This is a genomic window from Polaribacter sp. SA4-12 (assembly GCF_002163675.1).
In the GTDB taxonomy this organism is placed as follows: Bacteria; Bacteroidota; Bacteroidia; order Flavobacteriales; family Flavobacteriaceae; genus Polaribacter.
This window is the reverse complement of the sequence record NZ_CP019334.1, coordinates 620,931-646,816: the sequence shown is the minus strand read 5'-3', so window position 1 is coordinate 646,816 and position 25,886 is coordinate 620,931. Positions and strand designations below refer to the sequence as shown.

The window sequence follows — 25,886 nt, the reverse complement described above, 5'->3', positions numbered from 1 at the left end:
TTTCTTTTTTTTACAATAACATAATATAAATTTCATTACGAGGACGTTAGGACGTCGTAATCTGTTTGTTGGGTAGTTTTAATTGATGAGATTTCTTCAATCGTTCTTCTTTGAATGTTTTATATTCTTTTCTTTTTTCCATTGATGAAAAAAGAAATCAACTTTTTAGAAGATTCACGAATACCAAAGAAAATAGAAACGCGTGAGCTAAATTACGGCTTATGAAGCTCTAATTTTATTTGATAGCTATAATTCTCTATGGAGTTTATGTTGAGCGAAGTCGAAATATAAAATATCCAAGGAAGCTTTGAATACACAATAACCATTGGTTTAGGGTGTTTTAACATTCGTCAATAAGTTTTAACTATATTATTGTAGAGTCTCTTATTAGGTAATATCCAATAACATTTTTAAAATACGCTATTATAAGAAACATTAGAACTATAAATTTGTAGCTATAATTCGATATTACGCCTTTACTAAACCTGATGAAGTATTAAACTACCTCTTGCCAAAAATGGCAGATGATTAAATATTAAAACCATGAGAACATACAAATATGAAAGAACCTATAATTTATTTTTAAATAAAAACATCCTCAGGGTCTTCTTATTTAAAAAGTATATAAAATAGCCGCATGCCAATGCGCTCTCTTGTTTTATAAAATCAAATTGCTCTGGCAATTAAATATTGTGTATTATTATTTTTTGTGATACACTTAGATTTTCAGCTTGTATTTTAACAATATAAATTCCATCTTTCAAGTCTTTGAATGAAATGGATTTAAAATCGCTACTAATCTCTTTAACTTTTTGCCCCAATACAGAATAAATTTCAATTTTTGTTATTGCAATCTCAGAATCAATAAATAAAATATCGCTTACAGGATTTGGATACAACACAATGGATTGTGTCAATATTTCATCATCAATGCTTAATGAATTTGTGTAATCAGAATAGAAAAATAGCATTTTCATGTTATCTTCCCAAATCTGGTTAACAGATTCATATCCTCTGTAACCAATAACCATGTTACTAAAATAAACTGAAGTATCATCAATTTCTTCCCCATAATTAAAGGGTACTATTAAGTCACTAAAACTATAATTCAAATCAAAAATAAACTCATCCTTATAATATTGAGCCCATTCTCCGGGCGTTTCAATCCAATTAAAATAGGATGCTGTAGTTCGGTTATAGTTGTTATCATATTGATATTCATCCTTATAATAGTTTTGCCAATTGCCCTTTTCGGGATCCCAAATAAAGGCTGTTTCAATAGTTAAGATAGGCATCGCATTAAGACCTATTCCATATTCATATAAAAATCTAGATTCTTGAACCCATTCATTTTCAAATGCATCCCTCCAGTAAAAAACTTCTTCAGCTAATGCGAACATATCATAAAAATAGTCCCATTTAGAATTAAGAACCCATTCACTAGTGTCATTATTCCAGTAAGAATTAATTTCAGAAGATAATATGCCACTTGTATAGTAATAATCATCTATATACATACTTATCCATTCATCCTTTCCAGAATCCCATTCAGAACCAATCTCCTGGACTACCATTATTTCAGATGCATCATAAATCAATTCAAATTTATAGGTATTAATCCATTGATTATTAAGAGTATAATTAGCAAAGTTTTCCTCAATCAATAATTTATAAACACCATCCTTGTTAAGAAAGTAGGTATAATCAGTTTTCTGTTGTAATGCCCAATCGAGTGTTAAGCCTGTAGTAGATTGAATTTTTGAAATTAGGTTTCCATAGTCATCAAACGTGTATTCGATTTTTAGAATTGGTGTCAATTTTAATTCTGAGCCATTCCATGTATAAACTGTTTCTGTTTTTATTCTGTTATTTTCATAGATAAATTCCTGTTTAGTTGTGAATCTCCATGTGTTGAAATCGTTATCCCATTCCTGGTATGTTAAACTATCCAAGTACCTTTTTTCTAAAGAACTGGATTTAAGACTTTCTATTTTTTTTTGCACCCTGATATCTCGGGTTTTAAAGTTTTTATCTTTTTTATGTTTTCTAACCAAAGGGTTAAAGAAGTTAGTGGTCATTTCTAATTCTAATTCCTGATCTTTCTGATGAAGCGTTTGCCCGCTAACCGGAACAGAAACAAGAATAATTAACAGTAGTGTAGTAAATTTCTTCATGATACATCCTTTTTAATTTCATTTTTAAATGATTTTATTCAACACATTAAGTTCAATAATGTATATAAATCTTGCAATGATGCTAGTCATTAATGAATTTTAATTTATCAACTTTTAAAAGTTAAAAGGATTTTGAAAATTTTTATTAGGTAGATTTAAAGAAAGACAAGAATTTTCTGAATACTTTAGAAAGAGAAGTATAATTAAAGAAGAGAACATACTAACTTATCTGTCATTCCACACACATTACACTTCCTTCATACGTTGTCGCATATTAACATTTTAGAAGAAACATTTGAGAATAAATTTAAAAGTTCCAAGCTAACCTAACAAAAAGACTATTCCCTAAAGTTTGATAATCTTCAAATTCAAAAAAAGATTGCCCTGTAAAATTAAGCTCCCAATTTGTAGCTATTGAATAATCTAAACTGGGTATTACAATAACTGAATGATTTGTAGGTGAATAAATAGTACTCAAGGTTCCTTTAAAAATAGGATTGAATTCTTTGGCTAACTGAAGAAATCCTGAATATTTATAAGGCATTAAATTCTTCGCACTTAAATTGTTATATGACAAACCACCAATGCTACCTGAAGCATCGTTTGCATTACTATTATATAAAACAGACCCATTCATGTACAGCCCATTTTTGAACCCATAATCAACAGAAAAAGAGGTGCTTAAAATATTCTGTGAGTTAAAATATTTCTCATAGGGAACAAAATAAGACACTTCTCCTTTAAAACCAGCATTCTTTAAATTTCCTGCCCAACCTGCTCCAACCACCCAATCTTTTTGATAAACACCAGTAATTAATTGAATATCATACGACCCTTTGTTAAACTTATACATCCCTGCCACAATATAATCATCTTTACCTCTACCCTTTTTTGCTGTTATCTCCATTTTAGTAAAATCATCTAAATAATATTGTACCCTTATAGCATCACTACCTGGACGTTCTTCATAATCAAAATCTAAAAAATTGTAAGTATTAAAGATATCATTCGGATTCCAAATTAGATTCATTCCCCAGTTAACACGTTGTCTTCCTAAGGTAATGTCCCAATCTCCTTTTGTATAATTAATTAAAACCCTATCAATAGTCGTATTTAAAAGCATGTCTTTGTTGTTGATTATATTCCAGGAAAAATCTATAATGCCATTGTCTTGAGAAATGAACTCTGAAAAACCGAATATGTTTTTAACATTGTCACCGTAAATCAACCTGTTTCTAATTTCTAACCTTACAGTAAGTTCTTCTGATGGAAGATATTTAAAATTGAATCTGTTGTGTAATAAGGTAGTCCACTGTAATTGATCAAAGTTGTTAATAAAGCTAAATTCATTTAAGTTTTTTATATATCCTGTCAGAAATAGTTTTTCTTCCTTTTCTTGAGCATTGATAAAAGTTAGAGTAAATAATAACAGATATGTAAACCATGCTTTTTTCATGTTAAGAAGGTGTTTGCTCTACATCTGAAGCAATTTTACCATCTACCAATGTTATAACGCGTCTTGCCTTTTTAATGACTCTTTGGTCGTGCGTAGAAAACAAAAAGGTAATTTTTTCTTCCTTATTCAATTTTGCCATAATATCCAGCAAATTAGCAGCAGATTTCGAGTCTAAATTTGCTGTTGGCTCATCTGCTAATATTATTTTTGGTTTAGAGGCTAAGGCTCTTGCAACGGCTACACGTTGTTGTTGTCCGCCAGACAACTCACGAGGTTTGCTATTTATTTTATCCTCAAGTCCAACTTCTTTCAATAACGTTAACACACGTTTTTCACGTTCAGCTTTTGGCATTTTTTGTAGCTGCAATACAAAACCTACATTTTCTTTAGCTGTAAGCACTGGAATTAAGTTGAACGACTGAAAAACAAATCCGATATTATGCAATCTGAAATCTATTAACTTGTTTTCTGATAGCTTTGTAATTTCTACGCCATTAATAAAAACAGTGCCTTCTGTAGGTTCATCCAAGCCACCCATCAAATTCAAAAGTGTTGATTTCCCCGAACCAGAAGGTCCAACTAATGCTACAAACTCCCCTTCTTCAATATGAACGTGTACATCTTGAACCGCATGAACCGGAATTGTTTTTGGGTTAAATGTTTTACTTACATTATGTGCGTCTATAATAGTTTTTCCCATAACTCTAAATTTTACGTATTGCTTCTGATGGATTTAATTGTAGTGCTTTATAAGCGGGATAAATAGCCGATACTATAGCTGTTATTAAACACATTGTTACAATGATTACATATTTATCATGATCTAGAGCTGGATAGATCATAGAACTGAATCCGTAGGATGCTAAACCTTCAGAAAACATGGCTAAATTAATACCTGTTTTTCCTAATGTTGCTACCGTTAACCAACCTGTTAACAAACCAAGTGGAGCCCCAATTTGGGTTAAATAAAACGCCTCTAGCATAATCATAATAAAGATTTTACGCTTGTTTAACCCAATGGCCATCAACATACCTAGTTCTCTAACACGTTCTAAAACAGACATTAACATTGTATTTATAATTCCGAACATTAGTGCTAACAGTATAATACCACTAATAATATAGGTGTATAAATTAAAGGATTCTATAATCATATTTAACTCTGGCGAAAGTTCTTTCCAATCTTCAATTATTCCTTTTGGCACTACTCTAACACTCAATTGTTTTAGCGCATCTAACTGCGCTTCATCTTTTACTAATATTGCTATTTCATTACTTTCCGTTGGTTTTAGTTCTAATAGTTCTTGTAAATGTTTTTGTTGCACATACACATTAACTTCATCTAATGAAATGTTTTTAGATCTGTAAATCCCTCCTATTCTAAAGGCTCCAGAAATAATTTCAGATTCAACATTTGTAAAGGTTAATACCACTTTACTTTTTAGTTTAACCTTTAGTTTTTTAGCTAATTTTTTACCTATCAAGATTTCATTGTCTTTTTCAGATTTAAAGTATGCTCCTTCTCTTACATATTCATTCAATCTAATTTGAGTAATTTCTGACGCTGGATTGATTCCGTAGATTTTTACGCCACTTGCCGTTGTTGGTGATGTAATCATTCCTGTTGAAATTACGCGAGAACTTATAGAAGCAATTCGATTATCTGATTGAAATTGCTTTATTTTTTCATCTGTATTTGTAATGGTGAATTTTGAGTCGTTCTCTTCATTAAAAGTTGGATGATGAATTTGAATGTGAGATAACTGTCTATAAACCGATTCATCAATATTGTTTTGATACAATCCCCAAGCGAAGGACAGAATAAAAATACCTGCCCAAACACCAATAATTATTGAGCTTATAACTACTAAGCTTCGGGCTTTATTCCGCCAAATATTTCTCCAAGCAATTTGTAACAACATAATTAACTATTTATAGCTTCTACAGGTTTTAACTTCATCACTTTATACCACGGATAAAAGGCTATTAGTGTAGCTAATATTAAAATGATTAACGTTTGAGTAATAAAAATTTTCTCATGATTAGAAAAGTAGATAATCGATTCTATGCCATACTCTTCATAAACTTCTTTTAGCTCGCCAGTAAAATGAACAGGATGAATGGTAAACCATTTTACAATTAGAATTCCTCCTAGAACCCCCATAAAACAGCCTAATAAGGATATCATAATTGATTCTAACAGCAACATTAAAGCCAATAATCTTTTTTTCATTCCGATAGCAATCAAAATGCCCAGTTCGTGTTTACGTTCAAAAATCATCATCAATATGGTGCCAAACAATCCGAAGGAAATAATAAAATATAAAATTCCGATAATGATATAATGCCCTGTGCTGTCTGCTTCTATAAATTGATCCATTTCGGGCATCATTTCTTTCCAACTCATTATTTCGTAGGTATCAGTATCAATAGATGCTTGTAAAGACTTTTTTAGTTTTTCTAAATTAGAAGCTTTATCTAACATTACCGAAACGGAGGTGACCCTATTTTCAGCGCCATGCATATATTGCGATTGTTGTAAAGGCATATACACCACATTGTTATTCAGCTCAATAGCTCCTAGTTTTATCAGTCCTTTTACTCTGAATTTTGCAGCAGCACTACTTGCATGATAGCCTTGACCTAACAATACCAAGGTGTCATTTACTTTTAGTTTTAACTGAGAGGCTAATCCTTCACCTAAAACAACTGCATTATCGTTAACACTTTCTATGTATTTACCAGATACAATTTTATCATGCAGATTATTTACTTCTTTTTCTTTAACAGGATCTATACCTAAAATTAGAACGCCTTTTGTTTTATTAGAATAAGAAGCCAATGCAAATGTTTGCAAACGTGGCATAATGTGCATCACCTTAGGGTTATCAAGTAATGCTTTATACAATTGCCTATCTTCTGCAAAAGTGTTATCAATTGATTGCTCATCCCAATAGCCCTTTTGATGAATTTGCAAATAGCCAGAAGAATAACTCACCACATTGTGAATCATATTGTCATAAACACCATCGGTTAACGAACGGAAAACTATTGCCAACAACACTGCAAAAAATACAGAGGTAGCAGTAATAATTGTTCTCCGCTTATTACGCCATATATTTAACCAAGCTAGTTTTAGTAGCATTATTTTAATTGTTTTATATTTCTTGTGGTAAAAAAATTATCTTTAATAGGGGTATCAAAAATGATATCATTATATATAATCACAGTACTATTTCCTTCTTTATCAACAGGGAACATTTCAATTTTTGAAGTTATTTTTCTGCCTCCTACTTCTTTAACTTCACTAGCATTCATGATATTAACCAATTCACCATCTTCATCATAGAATTCTGTTTTTAGCTGTAAAAAGTCTTTAGTATCTATCCAAACAATCACCTTTTCCCATACAATAGCTGCAGAAGGCTTTGGTATCATTTCAATTTTATAACAGTCTTTATCAGAAATGGTTTCTTTTTTTAAGAGTTTATGGTTGTAATCTGAAACTGAAGACGCTTCTTTAACCAAATCATCATTGGTAAAATCAGTTCCCATCCAACTCTGAGACATCATAGATGGTGGTAATTTTATATTCCGTTCAATAGATGGTATCCAATTCCAAACCTCTTTTACACGTTTTAAAAACACGGTTCCTTTTTCTTTAGCTGGTGATGTCACTAAAATTATGGAATAATCGTCTCCCTTGGTCCATGCTTTCATTTTCATTTCTCTACTCCAAGTAGGCCTAATTATTTTAATAGTAATATCTGCTTGCGATGTTTTACCACGCATATTACTATCTGCCTTCTTTACAATGTCTTTTGCTAAAAGACCTTGTTGAGAATACATTGAGGTAAATGGTAAAGTACAAACAACAACACCAATAATAAATTGTAAGAATTGTTTTTTCTTCATAATATCAAAGTTAGCTGATCGTATGAAGAAGTAAAATGATAATTATCAATCAGTTAAATAATTAGACAATTATAAATATTAAGAAATGCCATTTGTAAAAGAAACCATTCTACACATATTATACTTCCTTTATGGTTCTACTCCCATCACCACAGGATAGTCGCATAAACAGCGTTTTTACTCGTGTTCTTATATTTAAGAAATAAGAGCTCGTGAATCTCAGGTACTTTAAACAGTCGTATTTGCTTCTCGTTTAATTTTATATTCTGTACTTTAAAGGTTGTAATTTGTTGCTTTTTTACAATAACATAATATAAATGAAATGTCATTACGGGGACGTTAGGACGTGGTAATCTAAATTATAGAATGTCGAGTTGGTGATTCGTTATTAATTGATGAGATTTAGGTTGATATTGAAGGTTTTATCTTTTGTTCAAAAAAGAATTAATTGTAAGAATGTCTTTCTGAGCTTGTCGAAGAATTGTTGTTTATTATAATATAAGTTATAGTGTTTTCTAAATAAGGTGTTATGGATTCCTGCCTGCGCAGGAATGACAAGTAGCTTGGTGATTTTTGTTAATATTATGCTTCCTGTCTCCTGTTTTCTGTTTCCTTTTTTGCAAAAACATAATATAAATATCATTATGAGACGTTAGGACGTGGTAATCTGTTTATTGGATTGTTCTAATTGATGAGATTGCTTCAATTGTTCTTTTTTGAATGCTTTTTTATTCTTTTCTTTTTTCCATTGATTGATACTGAAACAAGTTCAGTACATGCTTTGCATGAAATCTAGACTTCCTATAATTTCATTGAATTCTACAAGAAATTCCACTATCGTGTCCAGACTTTTTATTTGGTTCCCCAATCTAGTTGAGGACAAGCTTTGGACACTTGCCGTTACATTCCTTTTGAATTCTTACTGAAATTATAGTATGTCGAGTTGAGATTTTGTTTAACATGAAGTTTTTTAAATATTATTCATAAAAACAATTAATTGTAAGTATGTCCTTCTGAGCTTGTCGAAGAATTGTTGTTTATTATAGTTGATATAGAAGCACACGTGAACATCCCGGATTATATGATTTACATCATTTATTTCTAATCAAAAATTGGTTACATTAATTATTATTTAAAGCCATGAAAAATTCCATTTTATTTATTCTAATAAGTCTACTAACTTTTAATTTGTTAAATTCTCAAAATGAAATCCATTTATCAAAAGTTGAGGTAGAAGATGTTAACGGACAATTTATATATCTTTTGAATGGAGAAAAATTGGACGGTATTATTTATCATAATCATCCAAATAACAAGCTAAAAGTAAAATTTCATATAAAAGATGGATTAAAAGAAGGTCCATCACAAGAGTATTATAGTAATGGTCAATTAAAAGTTAAAACATCATTTAAAGACGGTCAACAAAGTGGACTTTACGAGAGTTACTTTGAAAATGGACAACTTCATGCAAGATATATATGGAAAGACATTTCACCAGATGGTATTTCTGAAGAATATTACGATAATGGTAATTTACATTTCAAATTTATCTGGAAGGATGGTTCACCCCAAGACACAATAAAATCATTTTTCAAGAATGGCCAATTAAAAGATCTTGTCATATACAAAGAAGGTAAACGTGAAGGTTTATATGAAGAATATTATGAAAACGGACAATTACTCGAAACGTTTGTGTATAAAGCGGGTAAAATTGATGGACCCTATACAGCATATTTTGAAAATGGTCAATTAAAAGAGGAATCAAATTATAAGGAAGGGAAAATAGATGGCTCTGCTAAGGGGTATTATGAGAATGGACAATTGGAGGAAGTATCGACGTATAAAGCCGGTGTTAGGAATGGTTCATTGCTTAAGTATTATATCGATGGACAATTGTTCGCTAAAACTACTTATAAAAATGGCAAGCTAAATGGACACTTTGAAACCTATTTTGAAAACGGTAAATTAAGCATAAGAGGAAATTTTATAAACGATATAAAAGACGGCGTCTATGAAACTTATCATGAAAATGGCAACTTAAAGTTGAAAGGAAATTACATTAATGGAAAAAATAATGGTGTATTTGAAATATATTTTGAAAACGGTGAATTGTCATGGATTCAAACCTATAAAAATGACAAATTGAATGGACGTTGTGATAGTTACTATGAAAACGGTAAAATTAAGAAGAAAGGAAACTTTAAAAATGGCTTAAAAGATGGACTTTTCGAGAATTATAATAAAAAAGGAAAATTGACAAAAAAAGTAATCTACAAAGATGATAAAGAAATCAAAGGATAAACTAACGAAAGCCCAACAACCAACCAACCCAACAAACAACTCTTTTCTTCATTAATTGTACGCACTGTATTATAAGCTCATAATGCTATCAATTAGTTTTTTGAGCTTTTATTTTTTATTAAATTACTATTTATTTTGATAAAACAGAAACCTATGTTTCGTTATATGGTAAACCAGATTTTACAATAGCAAAACGCTGTTTTATCAGTTTATTCGCAACCGCTATTAAAGCCAATTTCTTACGCTTACCCATGTTAACAATTCGCTCATAAATCTCACAGTATCCTTTATTGTGCTTACAAGCTTTAAAAGCACAGAGAAACAAGAGGTTTCGTAACTTCCTATTTTCAAACACATACCACTTCTCTCCTATCGTCTGTTTCGTAAAAAGCGTATTTCATTGCATTTTTAAATAACCATTATAAAAATACAATTAACCGAAAAACTAAAGTAAAAATGAAAAAAAATATCTTATCCAGAAAATTAATACCAAAATGCGATATATTTGATTGCATATAAACCGTTGGCAACAATATAACGACAAACATTTACAAAAGTAAAAGCATACTTCTATTTTTATTTTTGTACCTTTAATAAACAATAATTAAAGTAAGACATGGCTACTTTAAAAACTCTTAAATCATGGTTCTATCCTGTTACACCGTTAACTGTTGTAACACCTTTTAGCATTGTTATTGCTATTTATGCTATCTATCTTGGTTTTACTCTTGAGAGTCCTGCAATTATTTATCCCATTATAGTTGTGCCTATCACAGCGCTTATTGTTGGGTTGTACGTTTTAGACCGAAGCCTTATAAAAAAACTTTTTTCATATTACATACTTATTATAGCAGAAATGGTATTGCTGTCAGGTGGTTATTTACTAATTAATTATGCGAATAGTACAAGCGATATTCATATAACAACTGATGAAGATTATATTATTGTACTGTATGATGCCCATGAGAATTCCATAGATCGCTTCAAAAAAAAAGGCTTATTTAGCAAAGAGCTGCTGATTAACGGTAACATTATACACTTGGATTCATCACTGCTTTATAGAAACGATATACGTATCTTACCTCCCGATATTTGGATGGGGGATTATGAAGATCGTGGTAACTACTTTTATAAAGGAGAGACAATACCTTACGTATACAAGTTAAGAAGCCGACAAGCGAACGAATATGCACGAACTCAACAAACATATATTGACAGCTTGCTGACTCAGGCATTGCAAAAATAAGTAAGAAAAACACTACACCACAACACCCAACCAACCTAAAAACCAACTCTTTTCTTCATTAAATGTACACACTATTATTATAGGCTCATCATACTATCAATTAGTATTTTGAGGGTTTATTTTTTATGGGTTTACTATTTATTTTGATAAAACAGAAACGTACGTTTCGTTATATGGTAAACCAGATTTTGCGATAGCAAAACGCTGTTTTATCAGTTTATTAGCAACCGCTATTAAAGCCAATTTATTACACTTACCCTTGTTAACAATTCGCTCATAAACCGCACAACATCCTTTATTGTGCTTATAAGCAGTAAAAGCACAGAGAAACAAGAGGTTTTGTAACTTCCTATTTTTACAATAACATAATATAAATGTCATTACGAGGACGATAGGACGTGGTAATCTCTTTGTCGGTTAAGTTTTATCTCTTGTTCTTTTCCATTGCTGAATACTGAATCAAGTTCAGCACAGGCTTCACCAAAAATCTAGACTTCCTATAATTTCATTGAATTCTACAAGAAACTCCACTATCGTGTCCAGACTCTTTATTTGGTTCCTCAATCTAGTTGAGAACAAGCTTTGGACACTAAGCCGTTACATTCCTTTTGAATTCTTACTGAAATTATAGTATGTCGGTTGGTGATTTTGGTTAATATTATGTCTCTTGTCTCTTGTCTCCTATTTCCTTTTTTTACAAAAACATGATATAAATGTCATTACGAGGACGTTAGGACGTGGTAATCTGTTTGTTGAATAGTTTTAATTATGAGATTGCTTCAATCGTTCCTCTTTCGCAATGACGTTTTTAATGATAGTAGCCGTTACATTCCTTTTGAATTCTTACTGAAATTATAGTATGTCGGGCAAATGATTTGTGATTAATAGATGAGATTGTTTTAATTATTCTTTTATTGTGCTTACAAGCTTGTAAAAGCACAGAGAAACAAGAGGTTTCGTAACTTCCTATTTCCAATCACATTCCACGTCTCTCGTATCTTAGTTGTGTAAAAAGCGTATACCATTGCATTTTTAAATAACCATTATAAAAATACAATTAACCGAAAAACTAAAGTAAAAATGAAAAAAGTTATCTTATCCAGAAAATTAATACCAAAATGCGATATATTTGATTACATATAACTCGTTGTAGGTAATTAACGAAATGAATACTGAAGACAAAAATAAATTAAGAAAACAAGATAAAGAAATAAGGAAAAATCTTGCGTTTGTCTTTATTCCAATTCTTATATTTCTTATTATAGTTATTACAATTCAAGACAATTCTGAAAGTTATCTTAAAAAGGAATATAATAGAATAAAAAACGAATCATACTCTGGAAAAATAACGAGTCTTTTGTTAGACAGAATGCAAGGAAGAATGAGACCAATTTTAATAAATAATAAATTTGAAAAACAAATCCCTTATTTTATTCACGAAAAACTGAATGTTGGAGACTCTTTGTTTAAAAAAAGTGAATCCGATTTTGAATATTATATTTTGAATTCAAAAGCAGACACAATTGAAAGAGATGTGAATAAATTTCATCGTGAAAAATATTTTGAAAAGTTAAACGAGAAATAAAAACTAAATGGAATTTGAACCAGAATATATTAATGGAATAAGTAAAGTTTTAATGTTAACTTTATTAATTTCTATTTTCCCTATTTACTTTTTGGAAATTGAAAACCCATATATACTATTTACAATAACATTAATTGTATTTATAATTATTCTAATTCTGAAAAATAAAAAGTGGATTAAAAGAGTGAAAATTAACTCTAAGAAAGAAGAATTTATAATTGAATATCCAATAAATCTTATTGGGAATAAAAAAATGAACCTTTCGTTTTCTGAAATCGGAAAAGCCACATATTATGAATATATGAGTAGAACACCAGCTCACTATAAAATTGAATTTAAAAGGGAAAAATTACGATTTAACTGTAGTGGTAAAGAATCTGAAAAATTGAATTTTATATTAAATGAAAAAGGAATCAAAACGAATTTTTATCATAAAAAAGAAAATGTAGGATTTAGATAAAACTACCTACAACACCGTGTATATTTTATTGCTTTCTTTTAGCCAATTTACGAAAATCCTCGCGGATTTTCTATTCAGTAATTATTTGCTAACTTTACGCTAAACCAACGCAACAAAGCATACACAAACACGTTGTAAAACATTAAAACGTTGAATAAACGTACTTACGTTAGCAGTAATTAAAAAAATGAAATTTTATTAACACAAAATATTTTATTCTTTAAATTTGTTTTTTAAATAATTTCTTATGAAAAAAATCTTACTACTTTTAGTTATTATATTGAGCTCATGCGAAAAAAATATTACTAACATATATGAATATGAAGAACCTTTAGGAACAGGTTTGTACATGTATGGTACCACATATGAGGGAGGAGCAAATGGTCTTGGAACTATTTATAGAGTTGATCAAAATGGTCAAAACATTCAGAAACTATTTGATTTCACAACCACAACTGGAGGTAATCCCACGGCAGGTTTAACATTAGCTGGTAATGGTAAACTTTACGGATTTACAAACTCTGATGGACAAATTGTTAATGCCGGAGCAGTATTTGCCACAGGTTCTTTTTATGAATTTGATCCTCTAACAAATGATCTGCAAGTAATACAATACTTCGATGATTTATCTCCGACAGGGTACTTGCACAATATCAGCCCATTACTTCACACTAATGGTTTATTGTATTCCACTAGTGAAATAACAGGTACGGGTAATGATGGAAAAATTTGGTCTTATGATATAAATACGAGTACAATTTCAATTTTAGGCACTTTAGATGCCAATATATATGGTCCAAATAAAAGTAAATTAATGGAGGCATCTGACGCTCATATATACTTCACAACGGCTAGCGGCTCAACAAACGGTTATGGTGCAATAATTAGATTTAACACCGCTACAAACTCACTTGAGTTAGTTTATGCATCGCCTGGAGGTTTCCCCAACAGTAATCAATTTGAAGGGGCTATCAATAATACATTATTTGAAGCTTCAGATGGCTACCTTTATGGTGCTTCAAAATTAGGTGGATCTAATAATAAAGGAAACCTTTTTAAAATTGACAAAAATGGTAATAACTATCAAAACCTTTGGAGTTTTGAATGGATTGTAGCAATTGAAGGTTGGGATCCACAAGGTGGTTTTATAGAAAAAAATGGTTTCTTATATTCAGCTACTGCACAACACAATCAACTAGATGCAAATTCAGGTACGTTTTATAAGGTAGAGTTGGCAACAGGAAACCTTACATTTACTAACTTCCTAGATTTTGAAGGGTATAGACCAATAGGAACATTTATAGAATCATCAAATGGAAGGTTTTATATAACCTGTTCTGGTGGTACTATTACCGATGGTAGCATTGTTGAATATAATCCCTTAAATGGCAATATAACTCAAAGACATGATTTTAATATAAGGAATAATGGAGCAAACCCACTGCGAAACTCTCTATGCCTTGTAGACTTAGGAGCACTTTAGGGCGAAAATAGTGTTTATAAGAGATTAAGAGTGAAAAACTAATGACAACAAAGAACTGAGTGTAATATTCGTCAAAATAAAATTAATAAATATGAAATCAATTAAAGTTACACTTATTTTATTAATCATTACAACAGTTGCAAATGCTCAGTTAAAAGTTGGAGGAAAACTATCATATGGTTCGGAAATAGAAAGTTTAGGTATTGGTGCTAAAGCAATTTATGAATTAAATGAAAACTTTTCTTTGTCAGGAGAATTAAATTACTTTTTTGGAATTACTACAACAACGACTAACAGTTTTATGGGTCAAAATTTCAGCAGTTCTAAAGTTGATACAGGTTTGGTAACATTAAATACAGATTTACATTATAATATAAATATATCAAACTCAAATGACTTAAGATTTTATGGTATAGGTGGTTTGAACTTTTCGTTTTACGGAACAGATATAACAGCTCATAATAGCATCACTAGTTCGACAAATGCTGACAATAATGAAACTTTTATTGGTTTAAATTTAGGTTTTGGTGGCGGATTTTCTATAACAGATAAATTAGACTTAATATCTGAACTTAAATATATAATTAGTGAATTAAACCAAATAGTTTTTAGCGCAGGAGTAGTTTATAACTTAAATTAAAACTACGAATTGAAAACGTTTTACAACACCGTGTATAATTAATTGCTACTTTTAGCTTAATCAAAGTTAGTTGCTTTTTTGCCAACTTCTGAATTTCCTATGGAAATTCCTCGTTCACAAAATCGCAACTTTCCATAACACAACAACGTTGGCATTAATTAGAGAAATGGACAAACTCAAAATCATCTTACTATTTACAATTGTCTTTTTGAGTTGTAAAAATGAAAACTATAATACCAAAATGAATTTTTTAGCCGGCGAAATTCCGAATAATATACCTTTTGAATTCAAGCAAAATTTAGTTCCTGAAAATGAACTCATTCATAAGGGAATGTTTAGCCCTGACTTAAAAGAATATTATTATACTATTTCAGATAATAGCTTTGAAAAATTTGATGTTTTCGTAATAAAAAATAAAAACGGAAATTGGTCTGAACCAAAGAAAGCGTTTTTCAATAGTAAATATAACGAACACGGAATGAGTTTTTCACCTGATGGAAATTCTATCTATTTTAGTTCAACAAGACCGACAAATATTCAAGGTGTTTTTCAAACTTGGCATATTTGGAAATCAGATAAAGTTAACGGAGAATGGAAAGAACCTATTTTTGTTGATATCCCAAACTTAAGAGACAAATTAGTTTCGCATCCAACAATTACAAATTCGGAAACTCTATATTTTCACACAAGTAATTTGGATTATAGTGGAATGGATATTTATCATTCAAAAAAAGTGAACGGTAAATTTGAAAACGCCGAAAAAACTACAATCTCGACAAATTCCAAAGCTGGAAAATGCACACCATATGTTTCCCCAAAAGAAGACTATTTAATTTTTGCCTCAATTGGAAACGAACTTGACTTAATGATTAGCTATAATGATGGAAAAGGAGGATGGATAAACACAAAAAAACTAAATGATAAAATCAATAATAAAGGACAAGGAAATCCATATGTAACACCCAATAATAGATTTCTTTTTTATACAACTGGAGGACATTTAGAAAAAAAATGGAAAGTGAAATGGGTAAATATAGAATCTGAAATAAACAATAACTAATGCTAACTTAAGCCGTGTAGTAAAAATTGCTAAATTAGTGCTTAACTAAAAGCTGTTGCATTTTTGCTCACTTCAATTTTCCTGCGGAAAATAGCCGTTCACAAAAATCGCAACTTTCATTACACGTTGTAGCACATTAAAAAAAATGGTACAGAAAGATTATTCTGTGATTACCATACAATTTATAAACACATAATGAAGATACTTAAATCAATTATTCTATTACTAAGCATATCATTTGCAACCAACGCCAGAGATTTTAACATATCTGATTACAATGCAATTAATGATGGAAAAACACTGAATACAAAAGCAATTCAACAAGCTATTGATGAATGCACTTTATCAGGAGGTGGAACAGTAAAAATTGATGGAGGTGGTATTTATGTATCTGGTACTATTTACCTAAAAGATAATGTTTCATTACACATTGAGGGAGGTACAACATTGCAGGGAAGTCCAAATTATAACGATTACACACAGGGCACTTATAAAATGATGTATCAGCACAGTACAAACATGGACCGCTGTTTCATATATGCTGAAAACTCAAAAAACATCAGTATTGTAGGGTTAGGAACAATAGATGGAAATGGACATTTAGAAAACTTTGCCCATGGTGCAGGTCGCCCAATGCTAATGCGTATGTTAAAATGCCAAAATATTCACCTAAACAATATTAATTTAATCAATCCCGCAAGTTGGACTTCCGTTTTTTTATACTGCGATAATATTGAAGTTTCAGGAATTAACATCTATAGTCGTGCTAATTATAATGGTGATGGACTGGACTTTGATGGCTGTACCAGGGTTCGAGTATCAAACAGTAACTTCGATAACAGTGACGACTGCATCTGTCTTCAAGCTTCACGCTCTGATAAGCCTTGTAAAGACATTGTTATTACCAATAATATCTTTCGTTCTAAATGGGCAGGCATTAGAATTGGTTTACTTTCAAAAGGAGACATTGAATCAGTTGCTGTCAGTAATTGCATATTTAGAGATATTGAAGATGCTGGTATAAAAATACAACAAAACGAGGGTGGTGAAATGAAAAACATGACCTTTTCAAACCTAGTAATGGAAAATGTTCCGAGACCAATTTTTATGACATTTTGCCAACAACGAATGAGTGTAGATACTCCTAACGGTGAAATAGAACCTCTTAAGCGAATGCATGGTTTCTATTTTAACAATATAATAGCTGATAATTCTAAAGGTGATAAAAATTCAGCAATTTTTATTACGGGACTACCTAATCATAAAATAGAGGATATTTCTATTAAAGATGTTAGATTCATAGTTTCTGGCGGAGGGACAAAAAAGGATGCTGCAAAAATTGATTCTGTAAAGGAATTTACATCTGAGGTTATGGGTGTTCATTCCCCTGAATTTTATTCGATTGGAACTTTACCAGCATCTGGAATATACGTTCGTCATACTGCGGGGCTTCACCTTGAAAATATTAATCTAATAACAATAAATGAAGATGAAAGACCTTCTATAATTTTAGATGATGTGACAGATTTTTACAGTAGTTTTCTAAAAAATAACAGGAAAAAAATTGAAGATATTGAGATTATAAATACCAGTAAAAAAGAATAACGTGCTACAACAACTGGTATATTTTATTGTTTGGTTCTAGCACACTTACAAAAATCCTCACAGATTTTCTTGGTCAGTAATTATTTACTAAATTTAATGCTTAAACACGCAACAAAACATACCAAAAACCGCTACACTCTTTAAACACTTGCCGTTACATTCCTTTTGAATTCTTACTGAAATTATAGTATGTCGGGCAAATGATTTGTGATTAATAGATGAGATTGTTTTAATTATTCTTTTATTGTGTTTACAAGCTGTAAAAGTACAGAGAAACAAGTGGTTTCGTAACTTTCTATTTTTACAATAACATAATATAAATGTCATTACGAGGACGATAGGGCGTGGTAATCTCTTTGTCGGTTAAGTTTTATCTCTTATTCTTTTCCATTGATGAAAAGAACCAAAAATCTAGACTTATTTTAGTTTTCTTGAATTCTACTTTTTATTGCATTATCGTGTCCAGACCGTTGCACTCTTTGGACACTAGCCATTCCATAAAAATTGAATTCCTACAAAAACGAAAAGTATGTCGGGTTTGTGATTTTTGTTAATATTATGTTTCTATTTTCATGTTTCCTGTCTCTTATTTCCTTTTTTTATAAAAACATGATATAAATGTCATTACGAGGACGTTAGGACGTGGTAATCTGTTTATTGAATAGTTTTAATTATGAGATTGCTTCAATCGTTCCTCTTTCGCAATGACGTTTTTAATGTTAGTAGCCGTTACATTCCTTTTGAATTACTACTGAAATTATAGTATGTCGGGGAGATGATTTGTTTTACCCAGTCATACCTGTAATAAAGATGTCTATATACTTTTTCATCTTTAATATAATTCTATCACCAATCTCACGCGCTTTTAAGATGCTTGGTCTATTGTCTAAACATTTAAAAACGTCTTGTCTAATTGGTTCTTGGCCATTATAAGTATAACTTTGTATCAAAGAATTAAATTGTTGTTGGTCTAAATTTTCTTCATTACAAATTTTAGAAAGTGCTTTTACTTTTTCTTCTTTCCAAAAGTTTTCAAATTCATCTGTAATACGGTCTGAATCTTTAATATTTGGTAAATTTTCTTCAATAAACTTTTCTATCAGTTCTCGTTTACTTCTTAACTTCACATCACCACCTAATAAATCAATGATTGCTTTTTTCTGTTTTGCAGCTTCAGACTTATCCTTGGTTTTTAAATTTGCTAATAATTGTAAGATATATATTACATTAATCTGGTCTCTATGAATCAATTCTAATTCAAAATCGATATCATCTAATATTGAAACTTTTTGAGTTTGATTGTTGTTTTTTACTTTATCGTGTAAATCCCAATATTCGCTTTGATAATTTGCAAAAGTTTGTTCGTCTATTCCTAAAGTTTCCCAATCAAAATCTACATAAGATTCTAAAACATTTTTTGCTCTTAATAATCTTCTAAATGCTTGTACAAATTGTAGTTCCTGGTCTTCTCCTACTAAATCGTCTACACTTTGATAACTAGGTGTTATTTTTAATAGGTGTTCTAGTGCTTCATCAAACTTTTCTGCAATGTTTTCATAAGGCGGAATAAATATGGTTTCATCTGCATTCTTGTTAGAAAACAACGTAATAGCATCATCTGTAGCCTTTTTTAAGTTTCTAAAGCACACGATGTTTCCTTGTGATTTCTTTTCTCCTAAAATTCTATTGGTTCTAGAAAAAGCCTGAATTAATCCATGTTGTTTTAAGTTTTTATCTACATATAATGTATTTACTTTCTTAGCATCAAAACCTGTTAACATCATATTTACCACAATAACAATGTCTAAACGGTCTTTGGCATCATTAAAGTTTTTCTTTTCTCTATCTTTTAAACGTCTTGAAATATCTTTAAAATAATCTTCAAATAATTTGCTGTCTTTTGTAGAAAAACTAACGTTATACATTTTGTTATAATCTGCAATAAAAGCATCTAGTTTTTCTCTAGAGTGGCTTGTGGTATAGTCACTTTCAGGTTCTGCAGCTTGTGAAGTTTCATTGTCTGGTAAATAATCTTGTGCATCTTCATTGGCTTCATTTGCGCCATAAGAAAAGATAGTAGCAATTCTTAAATTGTGTTCTCCTGCCCTTTTCTTTTCTTGAAAAATATCGTAATATTTAATCAAGGTTTTAATATCATTGACTGCAAATAAGGCAGAATATTCTTTATCAAAAGTTTTAGCATTATGATATGCAATAATATAATCTGCAATTTTACCTAACCTTTTTTCATCTTTAAAAACGGCTGCTTTATCAATGTCTTCAACATCTATATCTAATAAAGTTCTTCCTTTTTGTTTGTATCTACCAATATATTCGATTCCAAATTTTAAAACATTATCATCTGCAATGGCATCTGTAATTACATATTTGTGTAAACATTCGCCAAACAAATCTTTGGTTGTTCTTTTTCCTAAATCGTTTTTAGACGCATTGTCTGCAAAAATGGGGGTTCCTGTAAAGCCAAACAACTGACTATTTGTAAAATAATCTGTTATTTTTTGGTGTGTATCTCCAAACTGACTTCTATGGCATTCATCAAAAATAAGTACCACTCTCCTATTCTTTAAACCTGATAATTTTTTATCATATTGATTTTTAGTAATCGCATTGTTTAATTTTTGAATGGTTGTTAATACCAATTTAGAATCGTCTGCTAATTGATTTACCAAACTATTTGTGTTATTGGTAACATCTACACTGTCTTTTTTAAAAGAATTAAATTCTTTCATTGTTTGATAGTCTAAATCTTTTCTATCTACCACAAAAAGCACTTTATCTACAGAAGGCAAATCCATAATAATCTGACTTGCTTTAAACGAAGTTAAAGTTTTACCAGAACCTGTTGTATGCCATATATACGCATTGTCTGTTGTGGTTTTTACCTGTTTTACTAACTTTTCTACTGCATAATATTGATACGGTCTTAACACCATTAAAATTTTATGCGTTTCGCTTCTTACAATATACTTTGCAATCATTAACCCTAAATGATCTGGATTTAAAAAAGCAGTAGTAAAGTCTGTTAATTCTTTAATGTTTTTATTATGTACATCAGACCAGAAAAAGGTTTGTTTTACAGATTGTAAGGCATTATTTGCCAAATATTTGGTAATTGTACCATTACTAATTATAAATAACTGTACGTATTGAAATAACCCGTGATTAGACCAAAAAGAATGTCTTTGATAACGGTTTATTTGATTAAAAGCTTCTTTGATTTCTAAACCTCTGCGCTTTAACTCTATTTGTACCAATGGTAAACCATTGACTAATAAAGTAACATCGTATCTGTTTTTATACGTGCCTTCTTGTGTTATTTGGTTTGTAACTTGAAACAAGTTCGCATTCCAATCTTCACTATCAAAAAAACGAATATAAGTAGCTTCTCCATTGTCATTTACAAACTGAAAACGACCTCTTAATGTTTTAGACTTTTCAAAAACATTGCCCTTTTCTAAATGATTTAAAATTTTGTCAAATTCTTTAGTTGAAAAAACACAATCATTAAACGCTTCTAACTGCCTTTTTAAATTAGAAACCAATGTATCACCATCTAAAACGGTTATTTTATGGTATCCTAAACCTACTAATTGTTTAATTAGGTTATTTTCTAATTGAAGTTCTGATTGTTTGCTCATATTAATTTCTTTTTAACACCTCTAACAGTATTAGCGTTTAATAGCTGACTTTTATATTTTTGAACTAAAAAAGTTTCAACGTCTAATCTTCCAAAAGGAACTGCATAATGGGTGTATCGTTTCTTTTTTTATTTCTTCTAACTCTTTCATAATTATCTAAATTTTCTAAAAGCTTGAATTGTTTGATAAATCCCATAACCTACAAATATTCTTCCTAAATAATCAAAAATGTATGGAATTCCATAAAATGGATACAATCCATCTATATAATCTATACTATGTAACGGATTTAAGAAATTTACAAATTGTTTAAGAGTGTAACCAATAACATTTAAATCAAATTCACACTTAAAACAAAGCCTATTCCAAAACTCTTTTGTACTCAATAATGTTAATAAAATAAACAGAAATGCTATTTTTAGAGTAAAACAAACACCTATTAACCAAGATTTCTTATGCTCATTTGATAAATTATTAAGGGTAAACATAAAACTATCCTCATTATTATACCATTTTTTGTTTTGAACCTCTAGCTGTTGTTGGTAAGATATTTTTTCTAGAATATTATACTTAAACGCGTCTATATTATTACCAGATTTTTCTAATTGACTTTTAATTATTCTAAAAGTTTCTATTTTGTTAATAATAGGAATATCGCCTTTATTTAAACTATTATTATACTGGCTTTCAATTTCATTAAAAGATGAATTAAAATTTTTAAGACTAATGCTAAAAAAATTATATTCCCCAGAATTTAAGGCCAGTGATAAATCTAAACCTTTTAAAAACGTTACTCTACTAAAAATAATTTTACTGTTAAAAGAAGCATACGGGAATAATACATTCTCATAAAAAGTAGCTGCAGAAAAAGTAACATTACCAACAAAATTGGTTTGAAAAAAAGCTACTGGAATATAAAAATCAGAATTCCAAAATGAAATAAGTTTATTGAAGGTAATATTATGGAAATTAAAATTATTAGTTATTTCCCCTGAAGAAGGTAAACTACTTTTAACTTCTTTGAACTTGCAATTGAAAAAACTAACCTTAATATCAATAATTTTTTCTATAAAACTTACTCCATAGAATGTACAATTTTCGAAAGTTATATCTAATTTTATAAATTTTTCTTCATCTTTATGACTAGTATTTCTAAATTGGAAGCCTTTTGAAAACTCACAATTAGTAAAATAAATTATATTATTTGTTAAAGGAATTCTGTGGCCAATTAAATCTTCAAAAACAATTTTACCATATTCAAAATAATAGTTAAAAATATAATCTTCAATATATGGATCAATTATTGAATCCTTAATACATTGATAAAAATCATGCTTACTATTTATTATTTTTTTTTCTTCTTCTTCCATTCTATTAATTTTTAAAATTCTTATATTAATATAATACAGAACTTTAAAACTGTTTTATTTTCTAAACAAACATTTGCTGTAACAAACCTTTTTTAAACGCTTGTGTTTTTTCTATTTGTATTTGTACATTTTCTATTTTTGTATCGATTGCACTTAAATAATTGGCTATTTTTTGTTGTTCTTTTATGGATGGTCTAAATAATTTAGTACTATAAACAATTTCACTACTAATATTCTGAACTACACCTCCTGTAGATAATCGTAAATATTGCTTTTGTAAATAATGAGAATTTAAAATATGTAATAAGAATTCTTTATTAAAAGAATCTTCATATTCTCTTAAAACAAACCAACCATCATATATGCAACCTTCAATCTCTAATAAATAAGATTTTCCAAAACTCATTGAATTTGCTAAAATAATTTCACCTTTTTTAACAAATCTAGATTTTAGTGAACCCTCTTCTGTTATTTTTTCTGAAACTTTATTTATCCTATAATTTTTTGATTTTTTTGTATCTCCAATTTTAATCCAATTAACTCCATTTTCATTTGAAGTAGTATATCTTATAATTGGTCTTGGTGAACTTCCTCTATATAATTTTATGAATTTTGAAAACTTCTTCTCTTCCCAATCAGGAAAATCTAAACCATCATCATTTTTAAAACGCAATTGCTGACTAAACAATTGTTGCATTACACCTTTTTTGTAGTTTTCTAATAACTGCTTTTTTGTGGTGAGTTGTTGTATTTGGGTATCTACTGATGTTAAAAAAGAAGCTATTTTTTGTTGTTCTTTTACAGAAGGAAATGGAATATTGGTTTCTCTAAGAGTTTTAAGAGATAGGTTTTTAATTGTTGAACCAGTCAATTCAGATATAAAAAATCTTTGAATTTTTGGTGATTTCAGAACATGATAATAATAATTAGAGTTTTCTTTAAAATTAAAATAACCAACACTTTTGCCTAACATCACTTTTTCATTATTATATCTAGCAATATTACCTATTGTGCCATTTAAAGAGATTAGTAAAGTGTTTGTCCTTAGGTTTTTATCATTTTTAAGAAAGATTGTTTTATCAACTTTTTTTGTTTTTTCTGTAATAAAAACTTTTCCATCGATTAAATTATTACCATTTATGAAACTTATTTCAGAATTATCTGCATATTTAGGTGTGCCATGTAAACCATCACCTATTCTTTCTGATAAATCAATCATTTTCTTTTTATCCCAATCACCTTCAAACTCTTTAAAACGAAGTTTAGGTATTAAAGAAACAGATTGCTTCGTGCCTCGCAATGACGTTATGTTTTTTTGTTCTGTCATTAAAAAGGAGTTTCAATATTTAATTGGTTGCAGAAATCTGCAATGGTTTTCTCAGTAGTAGCAATGTCTTTTTCTAATGCTTTTAAATCTGTAGAAACACTTAAAAGATCTATAGCCTCTTCTTCTTCAAACGTATCTACATAACGCGGTATGTTTAAATTGTAATCGTTTTCTTTTACTTCTTCTAAAGTGGCCTTAAAACTATATTTGTCTTTTGTTTGCCTTGTTCTATAGGTTTCAATGATGTTTGCTAAATGACTATCCGTCAATACGTTTTGAGTTTTTACTTTTTCAAAATCGTTACTAGCATCAATAAATAAAATGTCTTTTGTAGTTCTGTTTTTCTTCAACACTAAAATACACGTTGGTATGCTTGTTCCATAAAAAATATTAGAAGGCAAACCAATAACGGCATCTAATTGGTTTTTATCTTCAATTAAATATTTTCTAATATGTCCTTCTGCTGCACCTCTAAACAAAACACCATGTGGTAATACACAGGCCATTGTTCCGTTTTCATCTAATTGATGTATCATGTGCTGTACAAAAGCAAAATCTGCTTTACTTTTTGGCGCCATTTTACCATAAGGCGAAAAACGCTCGTCACTAATAATGGCATCAGGATTCCAATTCGCAGAAAAAGGTGGATTTGCTACAATGGCTTCAAAACGTTTGTCTATGTGTTTTGGTGATGGATTTACTAAGGTATCTTCATTATAAATATCGAATTTTTTATAATGTACATCGTGCATAATCATATTCATTCTACACAAGTTGTACGTAGTTGGGTTGCTTTCTTGTCCAAAAAAACTACCCACTTCTTTTACTTCTTTAGAAACTCTTAACAATAAAGAACCAGAACCACAGGTTGGGTCGTACACCGATTTTAGTCGTTCTTTATCTGAAGTAACAATTTTTGCTAATATTTTAGAAACTTGTTGCGGCGTATAGAATTCACCTGCTTTTTTTCCTGCTCCAGAAGCAAACTGACCAATTAAATATTCATAGGCATCCCCTAATAAATCATTTTCATTGTTTTCTAAATCGAAATCAATGCCTTCTAAATGCATCAATACTTTTACAATCAATTCGTTTTTAGCTTCTTCTGTTTTACCAAGTTTACTACTCGTTAAATCTAAATCTTCAAAAAGGTTTCCAAAATCGTCTTCACTTTCACTTCCCATAGTGCTTTGCTCTATGTTGGTCAATACTTTTTGTAAATCTTCTAAAATGAATTTATTTGTTCCGCCAGAATTACCTCTTTTGGCTAATTCGCTAAATAATTCTGTAGGTTTTAAAAAATACCCCAAGGCATCTAAAGCATCTAGTTTTATTTCTTCTAATAACAAAGCTTCACTTTCATGACCAATAACTTGGCTATATTCTAAACCATCTGGTTTTAAAATAATGTTTGCATGTAGCGACATTTTTTTACTTAAATACTTGTAAAAGATAAAGCCTAGTATATAATCTCTAAAATCATCTGCGTCCATATTACCACGTAAATCGTTGGCAATATTCCATAAAGTTTGATGTAATTGTAATTGGTTTTCTGACATATATGAGTTGTAAATGCTTATGAAATGAGTTTCATAAACAAGCAAT

Annotated in this window: 18 protein-coding genes and 2 pseudogenes; 8 read left to right on the top strand and 12 right to left on the bottom strand. The window is 29.9% G+C overall.

Annotated elements, in window-relative coordinates; genetic code table 11:
• Positions 1-683: 683 nt before the first annotated feature.
• The 6 genes from BTO07_RS02925 to BTO07_RS02900 form a co-directional block, all read right to left on the bottom strand.
• On the bottom strand, positions 684-2,174 hold the full coding sequence (locus BTO07_RS02925; protein ID WP_087519806.1) for a T9SS type A sorting domain-containing protein: 1,491 nt from the start codon (positions 2,172-2,174) through the stop codon (positions 684-686).
• 307 nt (positions 2,175-2,481) lie between these two features.
• Positions 2,482-3,630, bottom strand: a complete 1,149-nt coding sequence (locus BTO07_RS02920; protein WP_087519805.1) for a hypothetical protein — start codon at positions 3,628-3,630, stop codon at positions 2,482-2,484.
• A 1-nt stretch (position 3,631) separates the two neighbouring features.
• Positions 3,632-4,330 (bottom strand): ABC transporter ATP-binding protein, encoded by a 699-nt coding sequence (locus tag BTO07_RS02915; protein ID WP_087519804.1) that lies wholly within the window; start codon positions 4,328-4,330, stop codon positions 3,632-3,634.
• Positions 4,331-4,334: 4 nt separating this feature from the next.
• The gene (locus BTO07_RS02910; protein WP_087519803.1) at positions 4,335-5,552 is read right to left on the bottom strand and encodes an ABC transporter permease; all 1,218 of its coding nucleotides are present in this window, start codon (positions 5,550-5,552) and stop codon (positions 4,335-4,337) included.
• A gap of 2 nt (positions 5,553-5,554) precedes the next feature.
• On the bottom strand, positions 5,555-6,775 hold the full coding sequence (locus tag BTO07_RS02905; protein WP_087519802.1) for an ABC transporter permease: 1,221 nt from the start codon (positions 6,773-6,775) through the stop codon (positions 5,555-5,557).
• Positions 6,775-7,545, bottom strand: coding sequence for an outer membrane lipoprotein-sorting protein (locus BTO07_RS02900; protein ID WP_087519801.1), 771 nt, complete (start codon positions 7,543-7,545; stop codon positions 6,775-6,777). The genes BTO07_RS02905 and BTO07_RS02900 overlap by 1 nt, the downstream gene beginning before the upstream one ends.
• Positions 7,546-8,685: 1,140 nt before the next feature.
• On the opposite strand from BTO07_RS02900, the gene BTO07_RS02895 reads away from it, so the two are divergent.
• Positions 8,686-9,846 carry a toxin-antitoxin system YwqK family antitoxin gene (locus tag BTO07_RS02895; protein ID WP_087519800.1) on the top strand — a complete coding sequence of 387 codons (1,161 nt, stop codon included), beginning with the start codon at positions 8,686-8,688 and terminating at the stop codon, positions 9,844-9,846.
• 151 nt (positions 9,847-9,997) lie between these two features.
• Here BTO07_RS02895 and BTO07_RS17495 read toward each other — a convergent pair.
• Positions 9,998-10,192, bottom strand: a pseudogene (locus BTO07_RS17495) (IS110 family transposase); the annotation flags it as partial.
• A 270-nt stretch (positions 10,193-10,462) separates the two neighbouring features.
• Here BTO07_RS17495 and BTO07_RS02885 point away from each other — a divergent pair.
• Positions 10,463-11,092: a hypothetical protein gene (locus tag BTO07_RS02885; RefSeq protein WP_087519799.1), complete on the top strand. Its 630-nt coding sequence runs from the start codon at positions 10,463-10,465 to the stop codon at positions 11,090-11,092.
• 138 nt (positions 11,093-11,230) lie between these two features.
• Here the strand turns inward: BTO07_RS02885 and BTO07_RS17490 are convergent.
• Positions 11,231-11,446: pseudogene (locus BTO07_RS17490) on the bottom strand (IS110 family transposase); the annotation flags it as partial.
• Positions 11,447-12,257: 811 nt separating this feature from the next.
• On the opposite strand from BTO07_RS17490, the gene BTO07_RS02875 reads away from it, so the two are divergent.
• The 6 genes from BTO07_RS02875 to BTO07_RS02850 all read left to right on the top strand — a co-directional run bounded on the left by BTO07_RS02875 (position 12,258) and on the right by BTO07_RS02850 (position 17,925).
• On the top strand, positions 12,258-12,677 hold the full coding sequence (locus BTO07_RS02875; protein ID WP_087519798.1) for a hypothetical protein: 420 nt from the start codon (positions 12,258-12,260) through the stop codon (positions 12,675-12,677).
• A gap of 7 nt (positions 12,678-12,684) precedes the next feature.
• Positions 12,685-13,137, top strand: a complete 453-nt coding sequence (locus BTO07_RS02870) for a hypothetical protein (protein ID WP_087519797.1) — start codon at positions 12,685-12,687, stop codon at positions 13,135-13,137.
• A 247-nt stretch (positions 13,138-13,384) separates the two neighbouring features.
• On the top strand, positions 13,385-14,620 hold the full coding sequence (locus tag BTO07_RS02865) for a choice-of-anchor tandem repeat GloVer-containing protein (RefSeq protein ID WP_087519796.1): 1,236 nt from the start codon (positions 13,385-13,387) through the stop codon (positions 14,618-14,620).
• A gap of 91 nt (positions 14,621-14,711) precedes the next feature.
• Positions 14,712-15,260 (top strand): outer membrane beta-barrel protein, encoded by a 549-nt coding sequence (locus BTO07_RS02860; protein ID WP_087519795.1) that lies wholly within the window; start codon positions 14,712-14,714, stop codon positions 15,258-15,260.
• 241 nt (positions 15,261-15,501) lie between these two features.
• A complete protein-coding gene (locus tag BTO07_RS02855; protein WP_157663267.1) occupies positions 15,502-16,320 on the top strand; it encodes a PD40 domain-containing protein in 819 nt (272 codons plus the stop codon).
• A 195-nt stretch (positions 16,321-16,515) separates the two neighbouring features.
• On the top strand, positions 16,516-17,925 hold the full coding sequence (locus BTO07_RS02850; RefSeq protein WP_087519793.1) for a glycoside hydrolase family 28 protein: 1,410 nt from the start codon (positions 16,516-16,518) through the stop codon (positions 17,923-17,925).
• A 785-nt stretch (positions 17,926-18,710) separates the two neighbouring features.
• On the opposite strand, the gene BTO07_RS02845 is transcribed toward BTO07_RS02850, so the two are convergent.
• From BTO07_RS02845 to BTO07_RS02830, 4 genes are all read right to left on the bottom strand, one after another.
• Positions 18,711-21,584 (bottom strand): type I restriction endonuclease subunit R, encoded by a 2,874-nt coding sequence (locus BTO07_RS02845; RefSeq protein ID WP_087519792.1) that lies wholly within the window; start codon positions 21,582-21,584, stop codon positions 18,711-18,713.
• A gap of 152 nt (positions 21,585-21,736) precedes the next feature.
• On the bottom strand, positions 21,737-22,954 hold the full coding sequence (locus BTO07_RS02840; protein WP_087519791.1) for a hypothetical protein: 1,218 nt from the start codon (positions 22,952-22,954) through the stop codon (positions 21,737-21,739).
• 61 nt (positions 22,955-23,015) lie between these two features.
• Positions 23,016-24,281, bottom strand: coding sequence for a restriction endonuclease subunit S (locus BTO07_RS02835; protein ID WP_087519790.1), 1,266 nt, complete (start codon positions 24,279-24,281; stop codon positions 23,016-23,018).
• Complete coding sequence (locus BTO07_RS02830) at positions 24,281-25,840, bottom strand: type I restriction-modification system subunit M (RefSeq protein ID WP_087519789.1); 1,560 nt, start codon at positions 25,838-25,840, stop codon at positions 24,281-24,283. The genes BTO07_RS02835 and BTO07_RS02830 overlap by 1 nt, the downstream gene beginning before the upstream one ends.
• Between the last annotated feature and the right edge of the window lie 46 nt (positions 25,841-25,886).

Bases quoted from the DNA above. Each gene is read 5' to 3' on its own strand.
- BTO07_RS02905 (WP_087519802.1), bottom strand. From the start codon at position 6,775: ATGCTACTAAAACTAGCTTGGTTAAATATATGGCGTAATAAGCGGAGA.
- BTO07_RS02840 (WP_087519791.1), bottom strand. From the start codon at position 22,954: ATGGAAGAAGAAGAAAAAAAAATAATAAATAGTAAGCATGATTTTTAT.
- BTO07_RS02855 (WP_157663267.1), top strand. From the start codon at position 15,502: ATGAATTTTTTAGCCGGCGAAATTCCGAATAATATACCTTTTGAATTC.
- BTO07_RS02835 (WP_087519790.1), bottom strand. From the start codon at position 24,281: ATGACAGAACAAAAAAACATAACGTCATTGCGAGGCACGAAGCAATCT.
- BTO07_RS02885 (WP_087519799.1), top strand. From the start codon at position 10,463: ATGGCTACTTTAAAAACTCTTAAATCATGGTTCTATCCTGTTACACCG.
- BTO07_RS02920 (WP_087519805.1), bottom strand. From the start codon at position 3,630: ATGAAAAAAGCATGGTTTACATATCTGTTATTATTTACTCTAACTTTT.
- BTO07_RS02895 (WP_087519800.1), top strand. From the start codon at position 8,686: ATGAAAAATTCCATTTTATTTATTCTAATAAGTCTACTAACTTTTAAT.
- BTO07_RS02900 (WP_087519801.1), bottom strand. From the start codon at position 7,545: ATGAAGAAAAAACAATTCTTACAATTTATTATTGGTGTTGTTGTTTGT.
- BTO07_RS02870 (WP_087519797.1), top strand. From the start codon at position 12,685: ATGGAATTTGAACCAGAATATATTAATGGAATAAGTAAAGTTTTAATG.
- BTO07_RS02865 (WP_087519796.1), top strand. From the start codon at position 13,385: ATGAAAAAAATCTTACTACTTTTAGTTATTATATTGAGCTCATGCGAA.
- BTO07_RS02915 (WP_087519804.1), bottom strand. From the start codon at position 4,330: ATGGGAAAAACTATTATAGACGCACATAATGTAAGTAAAACATTTAAC.
- BTO07_RS02850 (WP_087519793.1), top strand. From the start codon at position 16,516: ATGAAGATACTTAAATCAATTATTCTATTACTAAGCATATCATTTGCA.
- BTO07_RS02830 (WP_087519789.1), bottom strand. From the start codon at position 25,840: ATGTCAGAAAACCAATTACAATTACATCAAACTTTATGGAATATTGCC.
- BTO07_RS02925 (WP_087519806.1), bottom strand. From the start codon at position 2,174: ATGAAGAAATTTACTACACTACTGTTAATTATTCTTGTTTCTGTTCCG.
- BTO07_RS02845 (WP_087519792.1), bottom strand. From the start codon at position 21,584: ATGAGCAAACAATCAGAACTTCAATTAGAAAATAACCTAATTAAACAA.
- BTO07_RS02910 (WP_087519803.1), bottom strand. From the start codon at position 5,552: ATGTTGTTACAAATTGCTTGGAGAAATATTTGGCGGAATAAAGCCCGA.
- BTO07_RS02875 (WP_087519798.1), top strand. From the start codon at position 12,258: ATGAATACTGAAGACAAAAATAAATTAAGAAAACAAGATAAAGAAATA.
- BTO07_RS02860 (WP_087519795.1), top strand. From the start codon at position 14,712: ATGAAATCAATTAAAGTTACACTTATTTTATTAATCATTACAACAGTT.